General features: G+C 65.7%; 16 protein-coding genes. 7 read left to right on the forward strand and 9 right to left on the reverse strand.

Annotated elements, in window-relative coordinates; genetic code table 11:
* Positions 1 to 30: 30 nt before the first annotated feature.
* From ACSSV8_RS01575 to ACSSV8_RS01585, 3 genes are all read right to left on the reverse strand, one after another.
* Entirely contained in the window at positions 31 to 201 is a 171-nt protein-coding gene (locus tag ACSSV8_RS01575; RefSeq protein WP_354538782.1) for a YdcH family protein, read from the reverse strand.
* Between the two features lie 124 nt (positions 202 to 325).
* Positions 326 to 1,093, reverse strand: coding sequence for a tRNA1(Val) (adenine(37)-N6)-methyltransferase (locus ACSSV8_RS01580; RefSeq protein ID WP_454281306.1), 768 nt, complete (start codon positions 1,091 to 1,093; stop codon positions 326 to 328).
* Positions 1,089 to 1,304, reverse strand: coding sequence for a putative signal transducing protein (locus ACSSV8_RS01585; RefSeq protein ID WP_454281307.1), 216 nt, complete (start codon positions 1,302 to 1,304; stop codon positions 1,089 to 1,091). Before ACSSV8_RS01585 ends, ACSSV8_RS01580 begins: the two co-directional genes overlap by 5 nt.
* Before the next feature lie 55 nt (positions 1,305 to 1,359).
* Between ACSSV8_RS01585 and ACSSV8_RS01590 the strand changes: the two genes are divergently transcribed.
* Positions 1,360 to 2,361, forward strand: coding sequence for a polyprenyl synthetase family protein (locus ACSSV8_RS01590; protein WP_454281276.1), 1,002 nt, complete (start codon positions 1,360 to 1,362; stop codon positions 2,359 to 2,361).
* Here ACSSV8_RS01590 and ACSSV8_RS01595 read toward each other — a convergent pair.
* The 3 genes from ACSSV8_RS01595 to ACSSV8_RS01605 all read right to left on the reverse strand — a co-directional run bounded on the left by ACSSV8_RS01595 (position 2,354) and on the right by ACSSV8_RS01605 (position 6,635).
* On the reverse strand, positions 2,354 to 3,184 hold the full coding sequence (locus tag ACSSV8_RS01595; RefSeq protein ID WP_454281277.1) for a 4-(cytidine 5'-diphospho)-2-C-methyl-D-erythritol kinase: 831 nt from the start codon (positions 3,182 to 3,184) through the stop codon (positions 2,354 to 2,356). The two genes, ACSSV8_RS01590 and ACSSV8_RS01595, sit on opposite strands and share 8 nt — an antisense overlap.
* Positions 3,162 to 4,877: a tetratricopeptide repeat protein gene (locus ACSSV8_RS01600; protein WP_454281278.1), complete on the reverse strand. Its 1,716-nt coding sequence runs from the start codon at positions 4,875 to 4,877 to the stop codon at positions 3,162 to 3,164. Before ACSSV8_RS01600 ends, ACSSV8_RS01595 begins: the two co-directional genes overlap by 23 nt.
* Positions 4,878 to 4,985: 108 nt before the next feature.
* A complete protein-coding gene (locus tag ACSSV8_RS01605) occupies positions 4,986 to 6,635 on the reverse strand; it encodes an electron transfer flavoprotein-ubiquinone oxidoreductase (protein ID WP_354538776.1) in 1,650 nt (549 codons plus the stop codon).
* A 263-nt stretch (positions 6,636 to 6,898) separates the two neighbouring features.
* On the opposite strand from ACSSV8_RS01605, the gene greA reads away from it, so the two are divergent.
* On the forward strand, positions 6,899 to 7,369 hold the full coding sequence (greA, locus tag ACSSV8_RS01610; RefSeq protein ID WP_354538775.1) for a transcription elongation factor GreA: 471 nt from the start codon (positions 6,899 to 6,901) through the stop codon (positions 7,367 to 7,369).
* 15 nt (positions 7,370 to 7,384) lie between these two features.
* The gene (locus ACSSV8_RS01615) at positions 7,385 to 8,377 is read left to right on the forward strand and encodes a hypothetical protein (RefSeq protein WP_454281279.1); all 993 of its coding nucleotides are present in this window, start codon (positions 7,385 to 7,387) and stop codon (positions 8,375 to 8,377) included.
* Positions 8,378 to 8,380: 3 nt separating this feature from the next.
* On the opposite strand, the gene ACSSV8_RS01620 is transcribed toward ACSSV8_RS01615, so the two are convergent.
* A complete protein-coding gene (locus ACSSV8_RS01620) occupies positions 8,381 to 9,127 on the reverse strand; it encodes a CDP-alcohol phosphatidyltransferase family protein (RefSeq protein ID WP_454281280.1) in 747 nt (248 codons plus the stop codon).
* The gene (locus ACSSV8_RS01625) at positions 9,124 to 9,786 is read right to left on the reverse strand and encodes a phosphatidylserine decarboxylase (RefSeq protein ID WP_454281281.1); all 663 of its coding nucleotides are present in this window, start codon (positions 9,784 to 9,786) and stop codon (positions 9,124 to 9,126) included. Before ACSSV8_RS01625 ends, ACSSV8_RS01620 begins: the two co-directional genes overlap by 4 nt.
* Positions 9,787 to 9,891: 105 nt before the next feature.
* On the opposite strand from ACSSV8_RS01625, the gene ACSSV8_RS01630 reads away from it, so the two are divergent.
* The 4 genes from ACSSV8_RS01630 (at position 9,892) to ACSSV8_RS01645 (ending at position 12,721) form a co-directional block, all read left to right on the forward strand.
* On the forward strand, positions 9,892 to 10,827 hold the full coding sequence (locus tag ACSSV8_RS01630) for an aldo/keto reductase (protein WP_454281282.1): 936 nt from the start codon (positions 9,892 to 9,894) through the stop codon (positions 10,825 to 10,827).
* On the forward strand, positions 10,827 to 11,486 hold the full coding sequence (locus ACSSV8_RS01635) for a DUF938 domain-containing protein (RefSeq protein ID WP_454281283.1): 660 nt from the start codon (positions 10,827 to 10,829) through the stop codon (positions 11,484 to 11,486). Before ACSSV8_RS01630 ends, ACSSV8_RS01635 begins: the two co-directional genes overlap by 1 nt.
* Positions 11,487 to 11,559: 73 nt before the next feature.
* Entirely contained in the window at positions 11,560 to 11,901 is a 342-nt protein-coding gene (locus ACSSV8_RS01640) for a carboxymuconolactone decarboxylase family protein (RefSeq protein WP_354538768.1), read from the forward strand.
* A gap of 82 nt (positions 11,902 to 11,983) precedes the next feature.
* Complete coding sequence (locus ACSSV8_RS01645; RefSeq protein WP_454281284.1) at positions 11,984 to 12,721, forward strand: glycoside hydrolase family 25 protein; 738 nt, start codon at positions 11,984 to 11,986, stop codon at positions 12,719 to 12,721.
* Positions 12,722 to 12,751: 30 nt separating this feature from the next.
* On the opposite strand, the gene ACSSV8_RS01650 is transcribed toward ACSSV8_RS01645, so the two are convergent.
* Positions 12,752 to 15,259 (reverse strand): GcvT family protein, encoded by a 2,508-nt coding sequence (locus tag ACSSV8_RS01650; protein ID WP_454281285.1) that lies wholly within the window; start codon positions 15,257 to 15,259, stop codon positions 12,752 to 12,754.
* Positions 15,260 to 15,277 lie beyond the last annotated feature (18 nt).

Here is a 15,277-nt window from a genome sequence, read left to right on the forward strand (position 1 = left end):
AACATTCCCCGGCCCGATATGTATGACCCGTCAGGCGTTGACCGACAGGCGCTCGATCTCTTCCTTGATCTTCAATTTCTGTTTCTTGAGTTCTGCGACTTCAAGCGAGCTTGCCCCCGGTGCGCGTTGCGCCGCTTCCACCTGTTCCGAGAGCACGTGATGTTTCCTCTTCAGTTCCTCGATATGCGAACTCAAGCTCATGGGCATCCTCCTTTGGTGGAATGTGTCTTGTCCAATCGACATGGGAATTGCAGCACAGTTTTACAATTCTGTCACGCCGCAGTCGCATAAATTTCGAAAATTTCTCGCGCGGATTTTCGCCAAATCAACGGCAGAAGGGCAGCGGTGCCGCATCCCGCAGCACCGAAGCGGTTTCTGCGGTGTAGGTTTCCGCGTCCCTTTCGTGCCGAGCGCCACCGTGCATGAGCCAGCCATCGCAAAGCCGGAGCGCCGCGCGCCCGCCCTTGCGGCCACGCACCAGCACCAGCCGCGCCGCCCGCGCGCGCCGGGGAATCAGCGGCAGCACCTCGATTGAGCCGAGCCGCGCGGCCATCGCACCCAGCAGATCGGCCAGACGCTCGGCCCGGTGGATCGCGCAGACATGGCCGCCGGGGGCCGCGCGGCGGGCCGCAGCCTCGACCCAGCGCTCGAGCGGCAGTGCCTCGCCCATGGCCCCCTCGCGGCCAGCGTCGTGCGCGGGCGTGCTGCGGGCACGGTCGAAAAACGGCGGGTTGAGGATCACATGGTCGAATTGCCGCGCGCGCAAGCCCTCGGGCATCTGTGCCAGATCGCCTGTCACCACCTCCATCGCCAGCCCGTTGCGCGCGGCATTCTCGCGCGCAAGCTGCGCATAACCCGGCTGCACCTCCAGCCCCACGAGCCGCACGCCCGACACCCGTGCGCCGACACAGAGCGCCGCCACGCCCGAGCCGCAGCCCAGATCGAGCACGGTCTCACCTGCCCTTGCGGGCACGCTCGCGGCCAGAAGCACCGGATCGACCCCGGCGCGATAGCCCGACACGGGTTGCGCGATGCTCACGCGCCCGCCGAGAAACGCGTCAAGGCTCAGATCCTCGGGCGCGAACGGCTCAATCCTCAAGTGAGAAACCGTTATCTTCCAGCACCACGCGCGCGTCCTCGTAATCGGCATCCACCACCATCAGACGACGCGGGAAAATACCGATCGAGCCTTCGAGCACGCTCATGTTTACGTCCATTTCAAAGCAGTCTATATCCTCGCCTTGAAGCAGCGCCTTGGCAAAGGCCATGCTGGCCATGTCGGTGGTTCGGTAAAGCTGTTTCATGCCACAGAGATAAAGGCAGAGCGCCCGATTTGTCGAGCGGTCCAATGGGGGAAGCATGGGCTTGGACGAGGCCGCCACGAAACCACATGAGGCGCTTGCCGCGCATCTGGCTGACAAGCTCGACGCCGTCAACACCCTTATCCGTGCGCGCATGGCCTCACGCCACGCGCCGCGCATTCCCGAGGTGACGGCGCATCTCGTTGAGGCGGGCGGCAAGCGGCTGCGCCCGATGCTGACCCTCGCCGCCGCCGATCTCTGCGGCTATCGCGGCGAACATGACGTGCGGCTGGCGGCGACCGTGGAATTCATCCACACGGCCACGCTTTTGCATGACGATGTGGTGGACGAGAGCGCAAGCAGGCGCGGACGGCCCACGGCGAACCTTCTTTGGGACAACAAATCCAGCGTGTTGGTGGGCGATTACCTGTTCGCGCGCGCCTTTCAGTTGATGGTCGAGACCGAATCGCTGCGCGTGCTCGATATCCTTGCCGATGCTGCCGCGACCATCGCCGAGGGCGAGGTGCTGCAACTGAGCGCGGCGCGTGACCTCTCGACGACCGAGGCGACCTATCTCCAGATCGTGCGTGGCAAGACCGCGGCGCTGTTTTCCGCAGCCACCCAAGTGGGCGGTGTGATTTCCGGCGCGCCCGAGGATCAGGTGACAGCGCTCTTTACCTATGGCGACGCGCTCGGGATTGCCTTTCAGATCGTGGATGATCTGCTGGATTATCAGGGCGACCCCAAGGCAACCGGCAAGAATGTCGGAGACGATTTCCGCGAGCGCAAGCTGACGCTGCCGGTGATCCGCGCACTGGCGGGCGCGGATGCGGACGAGCGCGCCTTCTGGCGGCGCACCATCGAGAAGGGCGATCAGCGCGACGGCGATCTTGACCGCGCGCTGGCGATCCTGACCGCGCGCGGGGCGCTCGACGCGACCCGCACCGAGGCGCTGGACTGGATTGCCAAGGCGCGCGGAGCGCTCGCCGTGCTGCCCGCGCATCCGGTGCGCGACATGCTCGACCAACTCGCCGGTTACGTGGTGGCGCGGATCAATTGAGCCGAGCGGCCTGCACCCACCAGCCGGGATGCGCTGCCGCGATCCGTGCCGCCGCTGCCGTGGCCGCCGTCCTGTCGGGATAAAGCCCGAAGCAGGTCGCGCCCGAGCCGGACATGCGCGCAAGCTGACAACCGTCGCTCTCCTGCAAGCGTTCGAGAACCGTGCCTGTTTCGGGACAGAGCGCCGTTGCCGGTGCCTCCAGATCGTTGCGTTGCGTGGCCAACCAGCGGATGCAGGCCGCCGCGTCGGGCCAGGACGGCAGAGGGTCCGGCATGGCCGGATTGTCGCGGCGCGCGAGGCGGTCAAAAACCGCAGGCGTCGCCACCGGCACACCGGGATTGACCAGCACCGCGTCGAGCGCAGGCAATTCAGCGACCGGCGTCACCTCCCCGCCAATGCCGCGCATACGAGCGGCCCGCGCCCCGAGGCAGACCGGGACATCCGCCCCGAGCGCCAGCGCATCGGGCACAGCCCGACCGCTCAGGCGGGAGAGCGCGCGCAGCGTGGCCGCCGCGTCGCTCGATCCGCCACCGATGCCGGCGGCGGCGGGGAGATGTTTTTCCAGCGTGATCGCGGCCGGAACGCCGATCAGCGCCGCAGCGCGCAGCACGAGGTTTTCCGGACCCTCCGGCACCCCCACCGCGCGCGGCCCGGTCACGCAAAGCGACGGGGCCGGATCAGGCGTCACCGTCACCAGATCGCCCATATCGGCGAACGCCACCAGCGAATCGAGCAGGTGATACCCATCCGCCCGCCGCCCCGTGACATGGAGCGTCAGGTTGACCTTGGCGGGGGCAAGCTCAGTTACCCGACGCGGCGGCATTCAAGGGCTTCAGCGGGTCGGCACCTTCCTCGTCCAGCACCCGGTCAAGCCCGGCCTCGAGCTTGCGGCGCACGCGCTCCGGCTCCAGGTCCGGCGAGGGGCTGGTCTGATGCAGCGAGAGGGCTCGTTTCCACTGGAACCGCGCCTCGGTCCGGCGCTCCACCGCCCAGAGGACATCACCGAGATGATCGTTGACGACCGGATCGGTCGGCATCAACTCGGCGGCGCGTTCCATATGCGCAATCGCCTCATCATAGCGGCCAAGTTTGTAAAGCACCCAACCGAGGCTGTCCACGATATAGCCGCTGTCGGGTTGTGCCGCGACGGCGCGCTCGATCATGTCAAGCGCCTCGTCGAGGTTCACGTGTTTTTCCACCATGGAATAGCCGAGATAATTGAGCACCTGCGGATGATCCGGGTTCAACTCCAGCGCGCGGCGGAAATCGGCCTCGGCCTCGGGCCACTGGTCCTGCCGTTCATGGGCGATGGCGCGGACGTAATAGACGAACCATTGCGGGTTGTCGCGCGCCTCCAGCAGCGCAAGCGCCCGGTCATAGGCGGCCACGGCGCGTGCCCAGTCCTCCTGTTCGCGCGCAAGATCGCCCGCCGCGACATGGACATTGGCCATGTCGGGATGGGTTTGCGACAACTGGTTGAGAACCTCGGCGGCGGCCTCCTGCTTGCCGGAGCGGCGCAGCGCATCGGCGCGGCCCAGTTCGGCGGTGAGGAATGCGGGGTGTTCGCGCGGCACCCGGCCATAGGCATCAATGGCAAGGCTATGCTGGTCGAGGCTGTCGAGCACCTGCGCCACGGTGACCGTGGCCTCGACATTGCCGGGGTTGATCGCCTCGGCGGCGCGGGCGTGGATCAGCACGAACTCATCACCCGCCTCCTGCATCAGCGCGCGGGCAAGCGAAAAGAACACCTCGGACACGCCTTCGCGCGCATCGGTGACCAGATCGAAGGGCACCGCGTCGCCCGCTGCGAGCGCCGCGCGCAGGGTTGCGATCTCCGGGTCAGGATCGGTGCCGAAAGTGTCGTCGATGATCTCGATCGCGCGCGGCTGTTGGCCAAGCTGGCTGAGCACCTGTGCCCAGGCGATGACGCCCGATCGGGTGCGTTGCAGCGGCCCGTCGGTATCGCCTTCAAACACCCGGTCAGCGGCCTCGAAATCCCCCACGGTCGCCAGTGCCAGCCCCTTGTGATAAAGCGCGAAATTGCGCAGTCCCTGTTCGGCGGCCATGCGGTCCATGCGCGACAGGGCAGACGTCATGTCGCCGCGCCCCAGATCGGCCCAGGCGGCGATCATCCCGTCGGCAAGCGGACCGGCACCGCGCTCTTGCTCGATCCGGCTCAGCACCGCGTCCCAATCCTCGCGCCGCGCCTCATCGGCGATGAGCGCGATCTGCGCCACCTGGCTGCGCAGCCCGTCGCCCTCGAGCTTGCGCGCGACGGCCACGGCCTGATCGAGACGACCGAGCGCGATATAGGCTATGGTCGCATTCTCGAGCATCGCGGGATTGTTCGGGTCGCGCGTGAGGGCCTGCGCATAATATTGCGCGGCGGCGGCGAAATCGCCCTGCGCGCGGGCGTTCTGCGCGGCGAGATAGCCCCCCGACGGCTCTTGCGCCAGTATCGGCAGGGACTGCATGAGAAGGACGGCAAGCGCCGCCTGCAAGCTGCGGAATGTCACGGATTGGGTCGCCTTTTCTGCCTTGCTTTGTGACAAAGGTAGTATGCGCGCCGCCACATGGCAATGCGGCGCAGCCACAGGGCCGCGCCGCAGGCGATCAAGCGCCCGTTACATGTTGGGATAATTCGGCCCGTCACCGCCCTGCGGCGTGACCCAGGTGATATTCTGGCTGGGGTCCTTGATGTCGCAGGTCTTGCAATGCACGCAGTTCTGGAAGTTGATGACAAAGCGCGGCTCCTTGCCCTCCTCATGCACCACCTCGTAGACGCCCGCCGGGCAATAGCGCTGCGCCGGTTCGGCATATTTGCGCAGGTTGACGAGGATCGGCACGTTGGGATCGGTGAGGCGCAGATGCGCAGGCTGGCTTTCCTCGTGATTGGTCATCGAAAAGCTGACATTGGTCAGCCGGTCAAAGCTCAACTTGCCATCGGGCTTGGGGTAATCAATCGGCTTGTGGTTCTCGGCAAGGCCCGTCGCCTCGGCATCGGTCTTGCCATGCCCCAGCGTGCCCAGAAGGCTGAAACCCGCGGTGTTGGTCCACATGTCGAACCCGCCGACTGCAAGCGAGGTCAGCAGGCCGAATTTGGACCAGAGCGGCTTGACGTTGCGGACCTTCTTGAGGTCGCGGCCGATCGCGCCCTCGCGCACCTCTTTTTCGTAGGCAGTCAATTCGTCACTGGCGCGTCCGGCCGTGATCGCCTCATGCGCGGCCTCTGCCGCCGCCTTGCCCGACAGCATCGCGTTGTGGTTGCCCTTGATGCGCGGCACGTTGACCATGCCCACCGAACAGCCCAGAAGCGCCACGCCGGGGGCCACCATCCTGGGCATCGACTGATACCCGCCCTCGGAGATGGCGCGCGCGCCGTAGGCCACGCGCTTGCCACCTTTCAGCAACTCCGCGACCATCGGGTGATGCTTGAAGCGCTGGAACTCCATGTAAGGGTAAAGATGCGGGTTCTCGTAGTTGAGATGCACCACGAAACCCACGTAGACCTGATTGTTTTCAAGGTGGTAGATGAAGGACCCGCCGCCCGCATTGCTGCCCAGGGGCCAGCCCATGGTATGCGTGACACTGCCCTCGCGGTGTTTGGCGGGGTCTATCTCCCAGATTTCCTTCATGCCAAGGCCGTATTTCTGCGGCTCGTGGCCCTTGGAGAGGTCATAGCGAGCAATCACCTCCTTGGAGAGGCTGCCGCGCACGCCCTCGGACAGGAACACGTATTTGCCGTGCAGCTCCATCCCCGGCTCATAGCTCGGGCCGGGTGTGCCGTCCTCGTTGCGGCCAAACTCGCCCGCGACGACGCCTTTGACTTCGCCCTTCTCGCCATACACGATTTCGGAACACGCCATTCCGGGGAAGATCTCGACACCCATCGCCTCGGCCTGTTCGGCCATCCAGCGGCAGACATTGCCCATGGACACGATGTAATTCCCGTGGTTGTTCATGAGCGGCGGCATCGGGAAATTGGGGATGCGCAAGGCACCCGCCTCGCCCAGCATGTAAAACCGGTCCTCGGTCACAGGCGTGTTGAGCGGCGCGCCGCGTTCCTTCCAGTCGGGCATGAGCGCATCGAGGCCCACCGGGTCAAGCACGGCACCCGACAGGATATGCGCGCCCACCTCCGAGCCCTTTTCGAGCACGACGACGCTCAGACCCTCGTCAAGCTGCTTGAGCCGGATCGCCGCCGACAGGCCCGCAGGCCCCGCCCCCACGATCACCACGTCATATTCCATCGCTTCGCGCGTCACATCCTGCATCGGTCATCCTCCTCTGGCGCGGCGCGTCAGGCGCGCAACAATCGTGCTGAATGGACTATATTGCCCGCGCAGAGAGTCAATCGGAACACGACGTTATGCCGCGCCAAATCCGGCAATTTGTCACGCGAATGCGCGGAATCGGGCCGCGCGCGCATCGGCTCTTGCAATCGGGCGCGTGCTTCGTGCAATCTCGTTCAAACGTGGAAACGACACTGACGGGGCCCGGCATTGCGCGGCCCCGCTTTTGACAATGGACAAGTGGCATGGAAAAGATCCCGATGACCGCAGGCGGCCACGCCGCACTGGAAAAAGAGCTCAAGCAGCTCAAGTCGGTCGAGCGTCCGGCCATCATCCGCGCCATCGCCGAAGCCCGCGAGCACGGCGATCTGTCGGAGAATGCCGAATATCACTCGGCCAAGGAAAAGCAGTCCTTCATCGAGGGCCGGATCAAGGAAATCGAGGGGGTTCTCAGCCTCGCCGAAGTGATCGACCCGAAAAAGCTGTCGGGCGCGATCAAGTTCGGCGCGACGGTGACGCTTGTGGACGAGGACACGGGCGAGGAACACACCTGGCAAATCGTGGGCGAGCATGAGGCCAGCATCGAGGCCGGGCTTCTGAACATGAAATCGCCCATTGCCCGCGCGCTCATCGGCAAGGAAGCGGGCGACAGCGTCGAAGTGCGCACGCCGGGTGGCGACCGCGCCTACGAGGTGATAAAGGTCGCCTATATCTGACAGGCGACCCAGCCCATGGCCCGACAACCAGACCCCAAGCCCGCGACGCGTGCGCCCTTGACCTCTGTCGAAGTGGCCGCTGCGGTGCTGTCGATCATGTGGCTGGCCGGATCCGCGCTGTGGTTTCTCGCGCTGGCCCCGAGGGGGCCGGACGGTGGCGCGGCGCTGCATTTCGTGACGGTGCTCATCGCCATATTCATGCCGGTGGCCTTGCTCTGGGTGGGGGCCACCGCCGCCCGCGCCAGCCGCACCATGCGCGAGGAGAGCGCGCGCCTGCGCGCCGCCATAGACGGTATCCGCGACGCCTATATCGCGCAAAATCAATCTCTTGGTGCCACCGTGGACAAGACCGTGGCGCAAAAACTTGATGAGATCGTCGCCGCGCAGCGCAAGACAGAAACCGCGCTGGCGACGTTTTCCTCGGTGCGGGTGCATCAAACCGAGGCACGCCCCGTGCGCCCTGCGCCGCCTCCGCCTGTCGCCCTCGGCGATCAGGTGGCGCTGCCGCTCGGCACCCCGATGGAGGAGGTCACGCCCCCGCTGGAGCGCCCCGATTTCATCCGCGCGCTGAATTTTCCCGAAAGCCCCGAGGACAAGGCCGGGTTCACCGCGCTGCGCCGCGCGCTCAAGGACCGCCCCACCGCGCAACTCATCCGCGCCGCGCAGGACGTGCTCACGCTGCTGTCGCAGGACGGCATCTACATGGACGATCTTCGTCCCGACATGGCCCGCCCCGAAATCTGGCGACGCTTCGCCGCCGGAGAGCGCGGGCGCACCATCGCCGCGCTCGGCGGGATCCGGGATCGCTCGTCGCTGGCGCTGACGGCGGCGCGCATGAAGCAGGACACGATTTTCCGCGACGCGGCGCATCATTTCCTGCGGCTTTTCGACCGGATGATCTCTCAATTCGCCGAGACGGCTTCGGATGCCGAACTCTCGGAGCTCTCCGACACCCGCACCGCGCGCGCCTTCATGCTGCTCGGGCGCGTGGCGGGCACGTTCGACTGACGATCAACTGTCGCGCGGATACCACATCAGCGCCGCCCAGATCACGGTCGCGATATAGGCCAGGCACAGAACGATCAGCGCGCCCCAGGTAAAGATCACCAGCGCGGCGGCGACACAGGCAAAGCCCAAGAGGAAGAACTTGACGTTCTCGCGTGAGATTCGCGTCTTCTTGAACGACCAGACCGGCACCGGCGAGATCATCAGAAGGCCGACCCCCGCCATGTAAATCCCGACCAGCGCGGCGGGCGGATGCGACATCCCCGGCAGGGCGAAAGTCACGAACATCGGCAGCATCGCCAGAAGCGCCCCCGCAGGCGACGGCAGGCCGGAGAAATAGGCGCCCGATCCGCCCTTGGCCCCCTCTTCGCGCGCGCTTACGTTGAACCGCGCCAGCCGCATCACGCAGCAGACCGCGAAGAACAACACCGCGATCCAGCCCGCGTGCCGCGCGTCCTGCAAACCCCAGTAATAGATGACCAGCGGGGCGGCGACGCCGAAATTGAGGAAATCCGCCAGCGAATCAAGCTCGGCCCCCATGGCCGACGTGCTGCGCAACAGCCGCGCCAGCCGCCCATCGAGCCCGTCAAGCACCGCCGCGATCAGCAGAAGCTGCACCGCGCGCACATAATCGCCCTGCACCCCCAACCTGATCGCCGTGATCCCGGCGCAGATCGCCGCCACGGTGAGCATGTTGGGCAAAAGCTGCGCGAGCGTGACCTCCTTGCGGGGCGGGCGCGGCGTCTCGGTCATGCGGTCAACTCCGCGATCACCGACTCGCCTGCCACCATCGTCTGTCCCACCCGCACCAGCGGCGTGACGCCTTCGGGCAGGTAGACATCGAGCCGAGAGCCGAAGCGGATCAGCCCGAACCGTCCCCCGCGCGCCACGCTTTCGCCCTCGCGCACGAAACAGACGATCCGTCGCGCCACCAGCCCCGCGATCTGCACCACCGGCAACAGGCGGCCATCGGACATCTCGATGACGATGCCGTTGCGCTCGTTATCCTCGCTGGCCTTGTCCAGCGAGGCATTGAGGAATTTGCCCGGGCGATAGGCGATCTTCGTGACCGTGCCCTCAACCGGCGCGCGGTTCACATGGCAGTTGAACACCGACATGAACACGCTCACCCGCGTGAGCGGCACATCGGGCAGGCCCAGTTCCGCAGGCGGCGCCACCTGTTCGATCAGCGACACGATCCCGTCGGCGGGGCTGATGATCAGGCCCGGACGCGCGGGCGTCACGCGCTCGGGGTCGCGGAAGAAATAGTAGCACCACACTGTCAGGCCCGCACCCAGCCAGCCCAGCGGCTCCCAGATCAGGAACAGGACCAGCGTGATCGCCGCGAAAACGCCGACAAACTTGCGCCCTTCCGGGTGCATCGGCTTGATGAATGTCTCGTGCATCTTCATGGGCGTCGGTCCTCTGCGGTCGATGGTTCATCGCCTAAGCCGCCTGCCCGTTCAATGCAAGGTGACACCTTTTCAACGCAGCGCGCGCATGGCACCCTCTGGCGCATGAAAGAGCACATCACCTCCCCCGACGGCACCAAGGCAAGCCGCCTTGCCTTTGGCACCATGCAATTCGGCGGCAAGGCCGACGAGGCCGCCTCAAAGGCCATGTTCGAGGCCTGCCTTGCGGCAGGCATCACCCATTTCGACACCGCGCATATCTATACCGACGGCGCGTCCGAGACGATCCTGGGTCGCCTCGCCGCCCCTGTGCGGGACCGTCTGGTGATCGCCACCAAGGTCGGGCACGCATCCGGGGCCAGCCGCGCCACCATGCTGGCGCAGTTCGACGCCTCGCGCCGCCGCCTCGGCATGGACCGGGTAGAGGTGCTCTATCTCCACCGGTTCGACCCCGACACCCCGCTCGAAGAGACGATGGAGACCTTCGCGGAGTTGCGCCAGCGCGGCCAGATCGACCATGTCGGCCTGTCGAATTTCGCCGCCTGGCAGGTGATGAAGGCCGCCTGCATCGCCGAACGGATGGGCCTTGCCATTTCGATCCTGCAACCGATGTTCAACCTCGTGAAACGTCAGGCCGAGGTCGAGATCCTGCCCATGGCGCAGGCCGAGGGGATGGTCGCGGCCTGCTATTCGCCGCTTGCGGGCGGGCTTCTGACCGGGAAATACCTGCGTGGCGAGGGCGGGCGGATCACCGAAAACCGGATGTATGCGGCGCGCTACGCAGGCGATCACCTGCACCGGGCCGCCGCCGATCTGGCGACGATTGCCAGGGAGGTGGGGACCGATCCCGCCACGCTCGCCGTGGCATGGGTGGCGCGGCATCCGCTCGGCGCGGTGCCGATCATCTCGGGCTCCGCGCCCGCGCAGCTTGGCCCGTCGCTGGCCGCGCTCGATTTCGATATGGACCCGGCGCTCTTTAACCGGCTCTCGGCGCTCATTCCCGCGCCGCCCCCCGCCACCGACCGAACGGAGGAGGTCTGATGCCGCGCCGTCTCAACCTGCCCGACAGCGCCTCGATCGCCGAGGGGGAGACGGGCGGCAAGCTCTTCGCGCCCTCCGCCGCGCGCAATGCCGAGGCGATCACAGAGGCGCTTGCCGCCATCGCCCCCGCGACCGGCCCCGCGCTGGAGATTGCAAGCGGCACCGGCCAGCATGTGGTGGGTTTCGCGCGCGCCCTGCCCCGCCTTGTCTGGCAACCAACCGAGATCGACCCCGTGCGCCGCGCCAGCATCGACCTTCATGTGGCAGAGGCCGCGCTGCCCAATCTGCGCGCGGCCATCGCCCTTGACGCCACCGCGCCGGGCTGGGGGGCGGTGCATTCCGGTCAGGCGCTCATCGTGCTGGTCAACCTGCTGCATCTCATCAGCACCGGGGAGGCACGGACCCTGATCGCGGAAGCGGCTCAGGCGCTTGGCCCCGGTGGGCGGTTCGCGCTCTACGGCCCGTTCCTGAGGGACGGCACGGCCACATCCGAAGGCGACGCGCGCTTTCACGCCAGCCTTGTCGCTCAGGACCCCGAAATCGGCTACAAGGACGTGGCCGATGTCACGGACTGGTTGCGCGCGGCCGGTCTGATGCCGCAAGCACCGCGCGACATGCCCGCCAACAACCTTCTTCTCGCCGCGCGCCGCTGCGCCTGATCTGGATCAAGGCCCCGTGCCGCCGCCGGTGGTTTCTGCAACGGCAGGATCACGCAGGCAAAAGGGCGCGGAGATGAACTGGCAAGACACGATTGACGGCCAAAGAACCGAATTGCGCGCGCTCAACGCGCTTATCCCCGAAACGGCCCGTGCCTTCGGGGGCCTCGGCAAGGCGGTCAAGGAAGGCGGCACGCTCGACGTCAAGACCAAGGAGTTCCTCGCGCTCGGCATGTCCATCGTGATCCGCTGCGAGCCCTGCATCGGGCTGCATGTCGAGGCGCTGCTGCGCGCCGGGGCCACCCGCGAGGAAGTGGGCGACGTTCTGGCAATGTCGATCCAGATGGGGGGCGGCCCGGCAATGATGTATGCCGCCCACGCGCTGGCCTGTTTCGACGAATTGTCGGCCAGGGGCTGAGCGCGGCGCGCGAAATCTGCTGACCGGTCCGCAACAGGTGTTTAGGATGGGCCTGAGGCCCCAAGCCCGGAGACCCCCACCGATGCTGCGTATCCTGTCCGTCTGCCTGTTGCTTGCCGCTCTGCCCGCGCTGGCCGCGAGCCGCTTCGGCGATTACGACCCGGTGGATTTCGGCCCGCGCGGCCCTGCCAGCTATCCGGTCCATGGCATCGACGTGGCGCGCTTCCAGAACGAGATCGACTGGCGGCGCGTGGCGGGCTCGGGCGTGGCCTTTGCCTTCATCAAGGCGACCGAGGGCGGGGACCTCAAGGATCCGCAGTTCGACCGCAACTGGCAATTGGCCGCGCGTCATGGCGTGCCGCGCGGGGCCTACCACTTCTATTATTTCTGCACGGCACCGGAGGTGCAGGCGCAATGGTTCATCCGCAACGTGCCGCGCAGGGGCAAGATGCTGCCACCCGTGCTCGATCTGGAATGGAACCCGTTCTCACCCACCTGCACGGTGCGCCCGCCGGGGGCGGAGGTGCGCAGGCAGGCGGAAATTTTCCTTGATATCGTCGAGCGGCATTACGGCCAGCGCCCGATCATCTACACCACGCCGGAATTCTACGCACAGACCGGCATCGGGCAGGTGCGGGCGGAATTCTGGTTGCGCGCAGTCGCAAAAACCCCCGATCAGATCTATCCGGGTCAGCCTTGGGTGTTCTGGCAATATACCGGCACCGGGATCGTGCCGGGGGTGGAAGGCGGCGTCGATATCAACGTCTTTCGCGGGTCGGAGGGCGCGTGGCGCAGGTGGTTGCGCCAGCATGAAAAATAAGGGGGCACCCGACGGCACCCCCTACCTGGCTCATCCATCCTTGCGGATGGTCTCGTTCCTCGGATCATAGGGGCTGTCGCAGGTGACGGTCGCATCCCAGAGCCGGTCGAGCATCTTGACCTTGAGCCTTGTGCCCTCGACCGCCAGTTCAGGCCGGACATAGCCCATGCCGATGGATTTGCCGAACGCCACCGAATAGCCGCCAGAGGTGAGGCGGCCCACCCGCTCGCCCTCGGGGGTGTAAAGCACCTCGCGGCCCCAGGGATCGGCATCTTCGGGCCCGTCGATCAGCAGCGTGCAGCATTTGGAGCGCACACCCGTTGCCACCAGCCCGGCCTTGCCGCGGAACTCTTTCTCAAGGTCCACGAAGCGGGGCAGATCGGCCTCCAGCGGCGTGGCGTCGCGGCCCAATTCATTGCCAAAGGCGCGATAGCTTTTCTCCTGCCGCAGCCAGTTCTGCGCGCGCGCGCCCACCAGCTTCATGCCATGCGCCTCGCCCGCCGTTTCCAGCAGGTCGAAAAGATAGGTCTGCATCTCGATGGGGTGGTGCAATTCCCAGCCCAATTCGCCGGTATAGGCCACGCGGATGGCATTCACGGGGCACATGCCCAACTCGATCCGCTGTGCGGAAAGCCAGGGGAAGCGCTTGTTGGACAGCGCGGTTGCCGGGTCGGCATCCTTGATCACCTCGCGCAGAACATCGCGCGATTTCGGCCCGGCGATGGCGAAAACGCCCCATTGGGTCGTGACATCCTGAATCTCGATATAGCCGAACTCGGATGCCATGTCCTCGGCCGATTTGCGCAGGTAATCGGCATCGTATTCCGTCCAGGCCCCGGCGGAGACGAGGTAATATTCGTGCTCTTTCAGGCGCACGATGGTGTATTCCGTCCGCGTCGTGCCGTGATCGGTGAGCGCATAGGTCAGGTTGATGCGGCCCACTTTCGGCAGCTTGTTGCAGGTGAACCAGTCGAGGAACGCGGTCGCCCCCGGCCCTTTGACCATATGCTTGGAAAAGGCGGTGGCGTCGATCAGGCCCACGCCCTCGCGGATCGCGCGTGCCTCTTCCACCGCATATTGCCACCAGCCGCCGCGCCGAAAGCTGCGGGCGTCGTGGTCGAAGTTTTCCGGTGCATCGAGCGGCCCGTAATAGTTGGGGCGTTCCCAGCCATTCACAAAACCGAACTGCGCGCCGCGCGCCTTTTGGCGCCCGTAGGCGGGCGAGGTGCGCAAGGGGCGGCAGGCGGGGCGTTCTTCATCCGGGTGATGCAGGATATAGACGTGATCGTAGCACTCTTCGTTCTTGCGCGCCGCAAACTCGGTCGTCATCCAGTTTGACGAATAGCGCTTGGGATCAAGGCTCGCCATGTCGATCTCGGCCTCGCCATTGACCATCAGTTGCGCGAGGTAATAGCCCGTGCCGCCCGCCGCCGTGATGCCAAAGCTGAAGCCCTCGGCCAGCCACATGTTGCGCAAGCCCGGCGCGGGGCCGACCAGCGGGTTGCCATCGGGCGTGTAGCAGATCGGGCCGTTGAAATCATCCTTGAGACCCGACTCCTCGCAGGACGGAATACGGTGGATCATCGCCATATACTGCTCTTCGATCCGCTCCAGCGCCAGCGGGAAGAGGTCGGCGCGGAAACTGTCGGGCACGCCATATTCAAAGCAGGCGGGGGCGTTCTTCTCGTAAACGCCCAAGATCCAGCCGCCACGCTCTTCGCGCACATAGCTCTGCGCGTCGGCGTCGCGGATGACGGGATGTTCCCGACCGCCACCCGCGCGATACGCGACCAATGCCGGGTCCTGATCCATCACGATGAACTGGTGTTCCACCGGGATAGCGGGGATCTTGATGCCCAGCTTTTTCGCGGTGGTCTGGGCATGGTTGCCGCTGGCGGTCACGACATGTTCGGCGGTGATGGTGATCTGCTCGTCAGAGGCGACGAGGTTGCCCCCCCGTTCCACCATCTTCGTGCAGGTGACGTCCCAATGGGTGCCATTCCAGTGAAACGCATCGGCCTGCCACTTGCGCTCGATCATCACGCCGCGCTGGCGCGCGCCCTTGGCCATCGCCTGCGTCACGTCGGCGGGATTAATGTAGCCGTCGGTGTTGTGGTAAAGCGCGCCTTTCAGGTCCTCGGTGTTGATCAGCGGCCAGCGCGCCTTGATCTCGTCGGGCGTCAGCCACTCGTAGGGCACGCCGCATGTCTCGGCGGTCGAGGCGTAGAGCATGTATTCGTCCATGCGCTCTTGCGTCTGGGCCATCCGCAGGTTGCCCACAACGGCGAACCCGGCATTGAGCCCTGTCTCGGCCTCCAGCGTCTTGTAGAACTCGACCGAATACTTGTGGATATGGGTCGTGGCAAAGGACATGTTGAAGAGCGGCAGAAGCCCCGCCGCGTGCCATGTGGAGCCGGAGGTCAACTCGTCGCGCTCCAAGAGCATGACATCGTCCCAGCCCGCGCGGGCCAGATGATAGGCGATGGAGGTTCCGACGGCCCCGCCGCCGACGACGAGGGCTTTGACCGATGTTTTCATGTGCGCCGACTCCGTTCA

The sequence above is a fragment of the Roseovarius sp. MBR-79 genome, assembly GCF_053628555.1.

Bases quoted from the DNA above. Each gene is read 5' to 3' on its own strand.
- ACSSV8_RS01575 (WP_354538782.1), bottom strand. From the start codon at position 201: ATGAGCTTGAGTTCGCATATCGAGGAACTGAAGAGGAAACATCACGTG.
- ACSSV8_RS01585 (WP_454281307.1), bottom strand. From the start codon at position 1,304: ATGAAACAGCTTTACCGAACCACCGACATGGCCAGCATGGCCTTTGCC.
- ACSSV8_RS01590 (WP_454281276.1), top strand. From the start codon at position 1,360: ATGGGCTTGGACGAGGCCGCCACGAAACCACATGAGGCGCTTGCCGCG.
- ACSSV8_RS01595 (WP_454281277.1), bottom strand. From the start codon at position 3,184: ATGCCGCCGCGTCGGGTAACTGAGCTTGCCCCCGCCAAGGTCAACCTG.
- ACSSV8_RS01605 (WP_354538776.1), bottom strand. From the start codon at position 6,635: ATGCAGGATGTGACGCGCGAAGCGATGGAATATGACGTGGTGATCGTG.
- greA (WP_354538775.1), top strand. From the start codon at position 6,899: ATGGAAAAGATCCCGATGACCGCAGGCGGCCACGCCGCACTGGAAAAA.
- ACSSV8_RS01615 (WP_454281279.1), top strand. From the start codon at position 7,385: ATGGCCCGACAACCAGACCCCAAGCCCGCGACGCGTGCGCCCTTGACC.
- ACSSV8_RS01620 (WP_454281280.1), bottom strand. From the start codon at position 9,127: ATGACCGAGACGCCGCGCCCGCCCCGCAAGGAGGTCACGCTCGCGCAG.
- ACSSV8_RS01625 (WP_454281281.1), bottom strand. From the start codon at position 9,786: ATGAAGATGCACGAGACATTCATCAAGCCGATGCACCCGGAAGGGCGC.
- ACSSV8_RS01630 (WP_454281282.1), top strand. From the start codon at position 9,892: ATGAAAGAGCACATCACCTCCCCCGACGGCACCAAGGCAAGCCGCCTT.
- ACSSV8_RS01635 (WP_454281283.1), top strand. From the start codon at position 10,827: ATGCCGCGCCGTCTCAACCTGCCCGACAGCGCCTCGATCGCCGAGGGG.
- ACSSV8_RS01640 (WP_354538768.1), top strand. From the start codon at position 11,560: ATGAACTGGCAAGACACGATTGACGGCCAAAGAACCGAATTGCGCGCG.
- ACSSV8_RS01645 (WP_454281284.1), top strand. From the start codon at position 11,984: ATGCTGCGTATCCTGTCCGTCTGCCTGTTGCTTGCCGCTCTGCCCGCG.
- ACSSV8_RS01650 (WP_454281285.1), bottom strand. From the start codon at position 15,259: ATGAAAACATCGGTCAAAGCCCTCGTCGTCGGCGGCGGGGCCGTCGGA.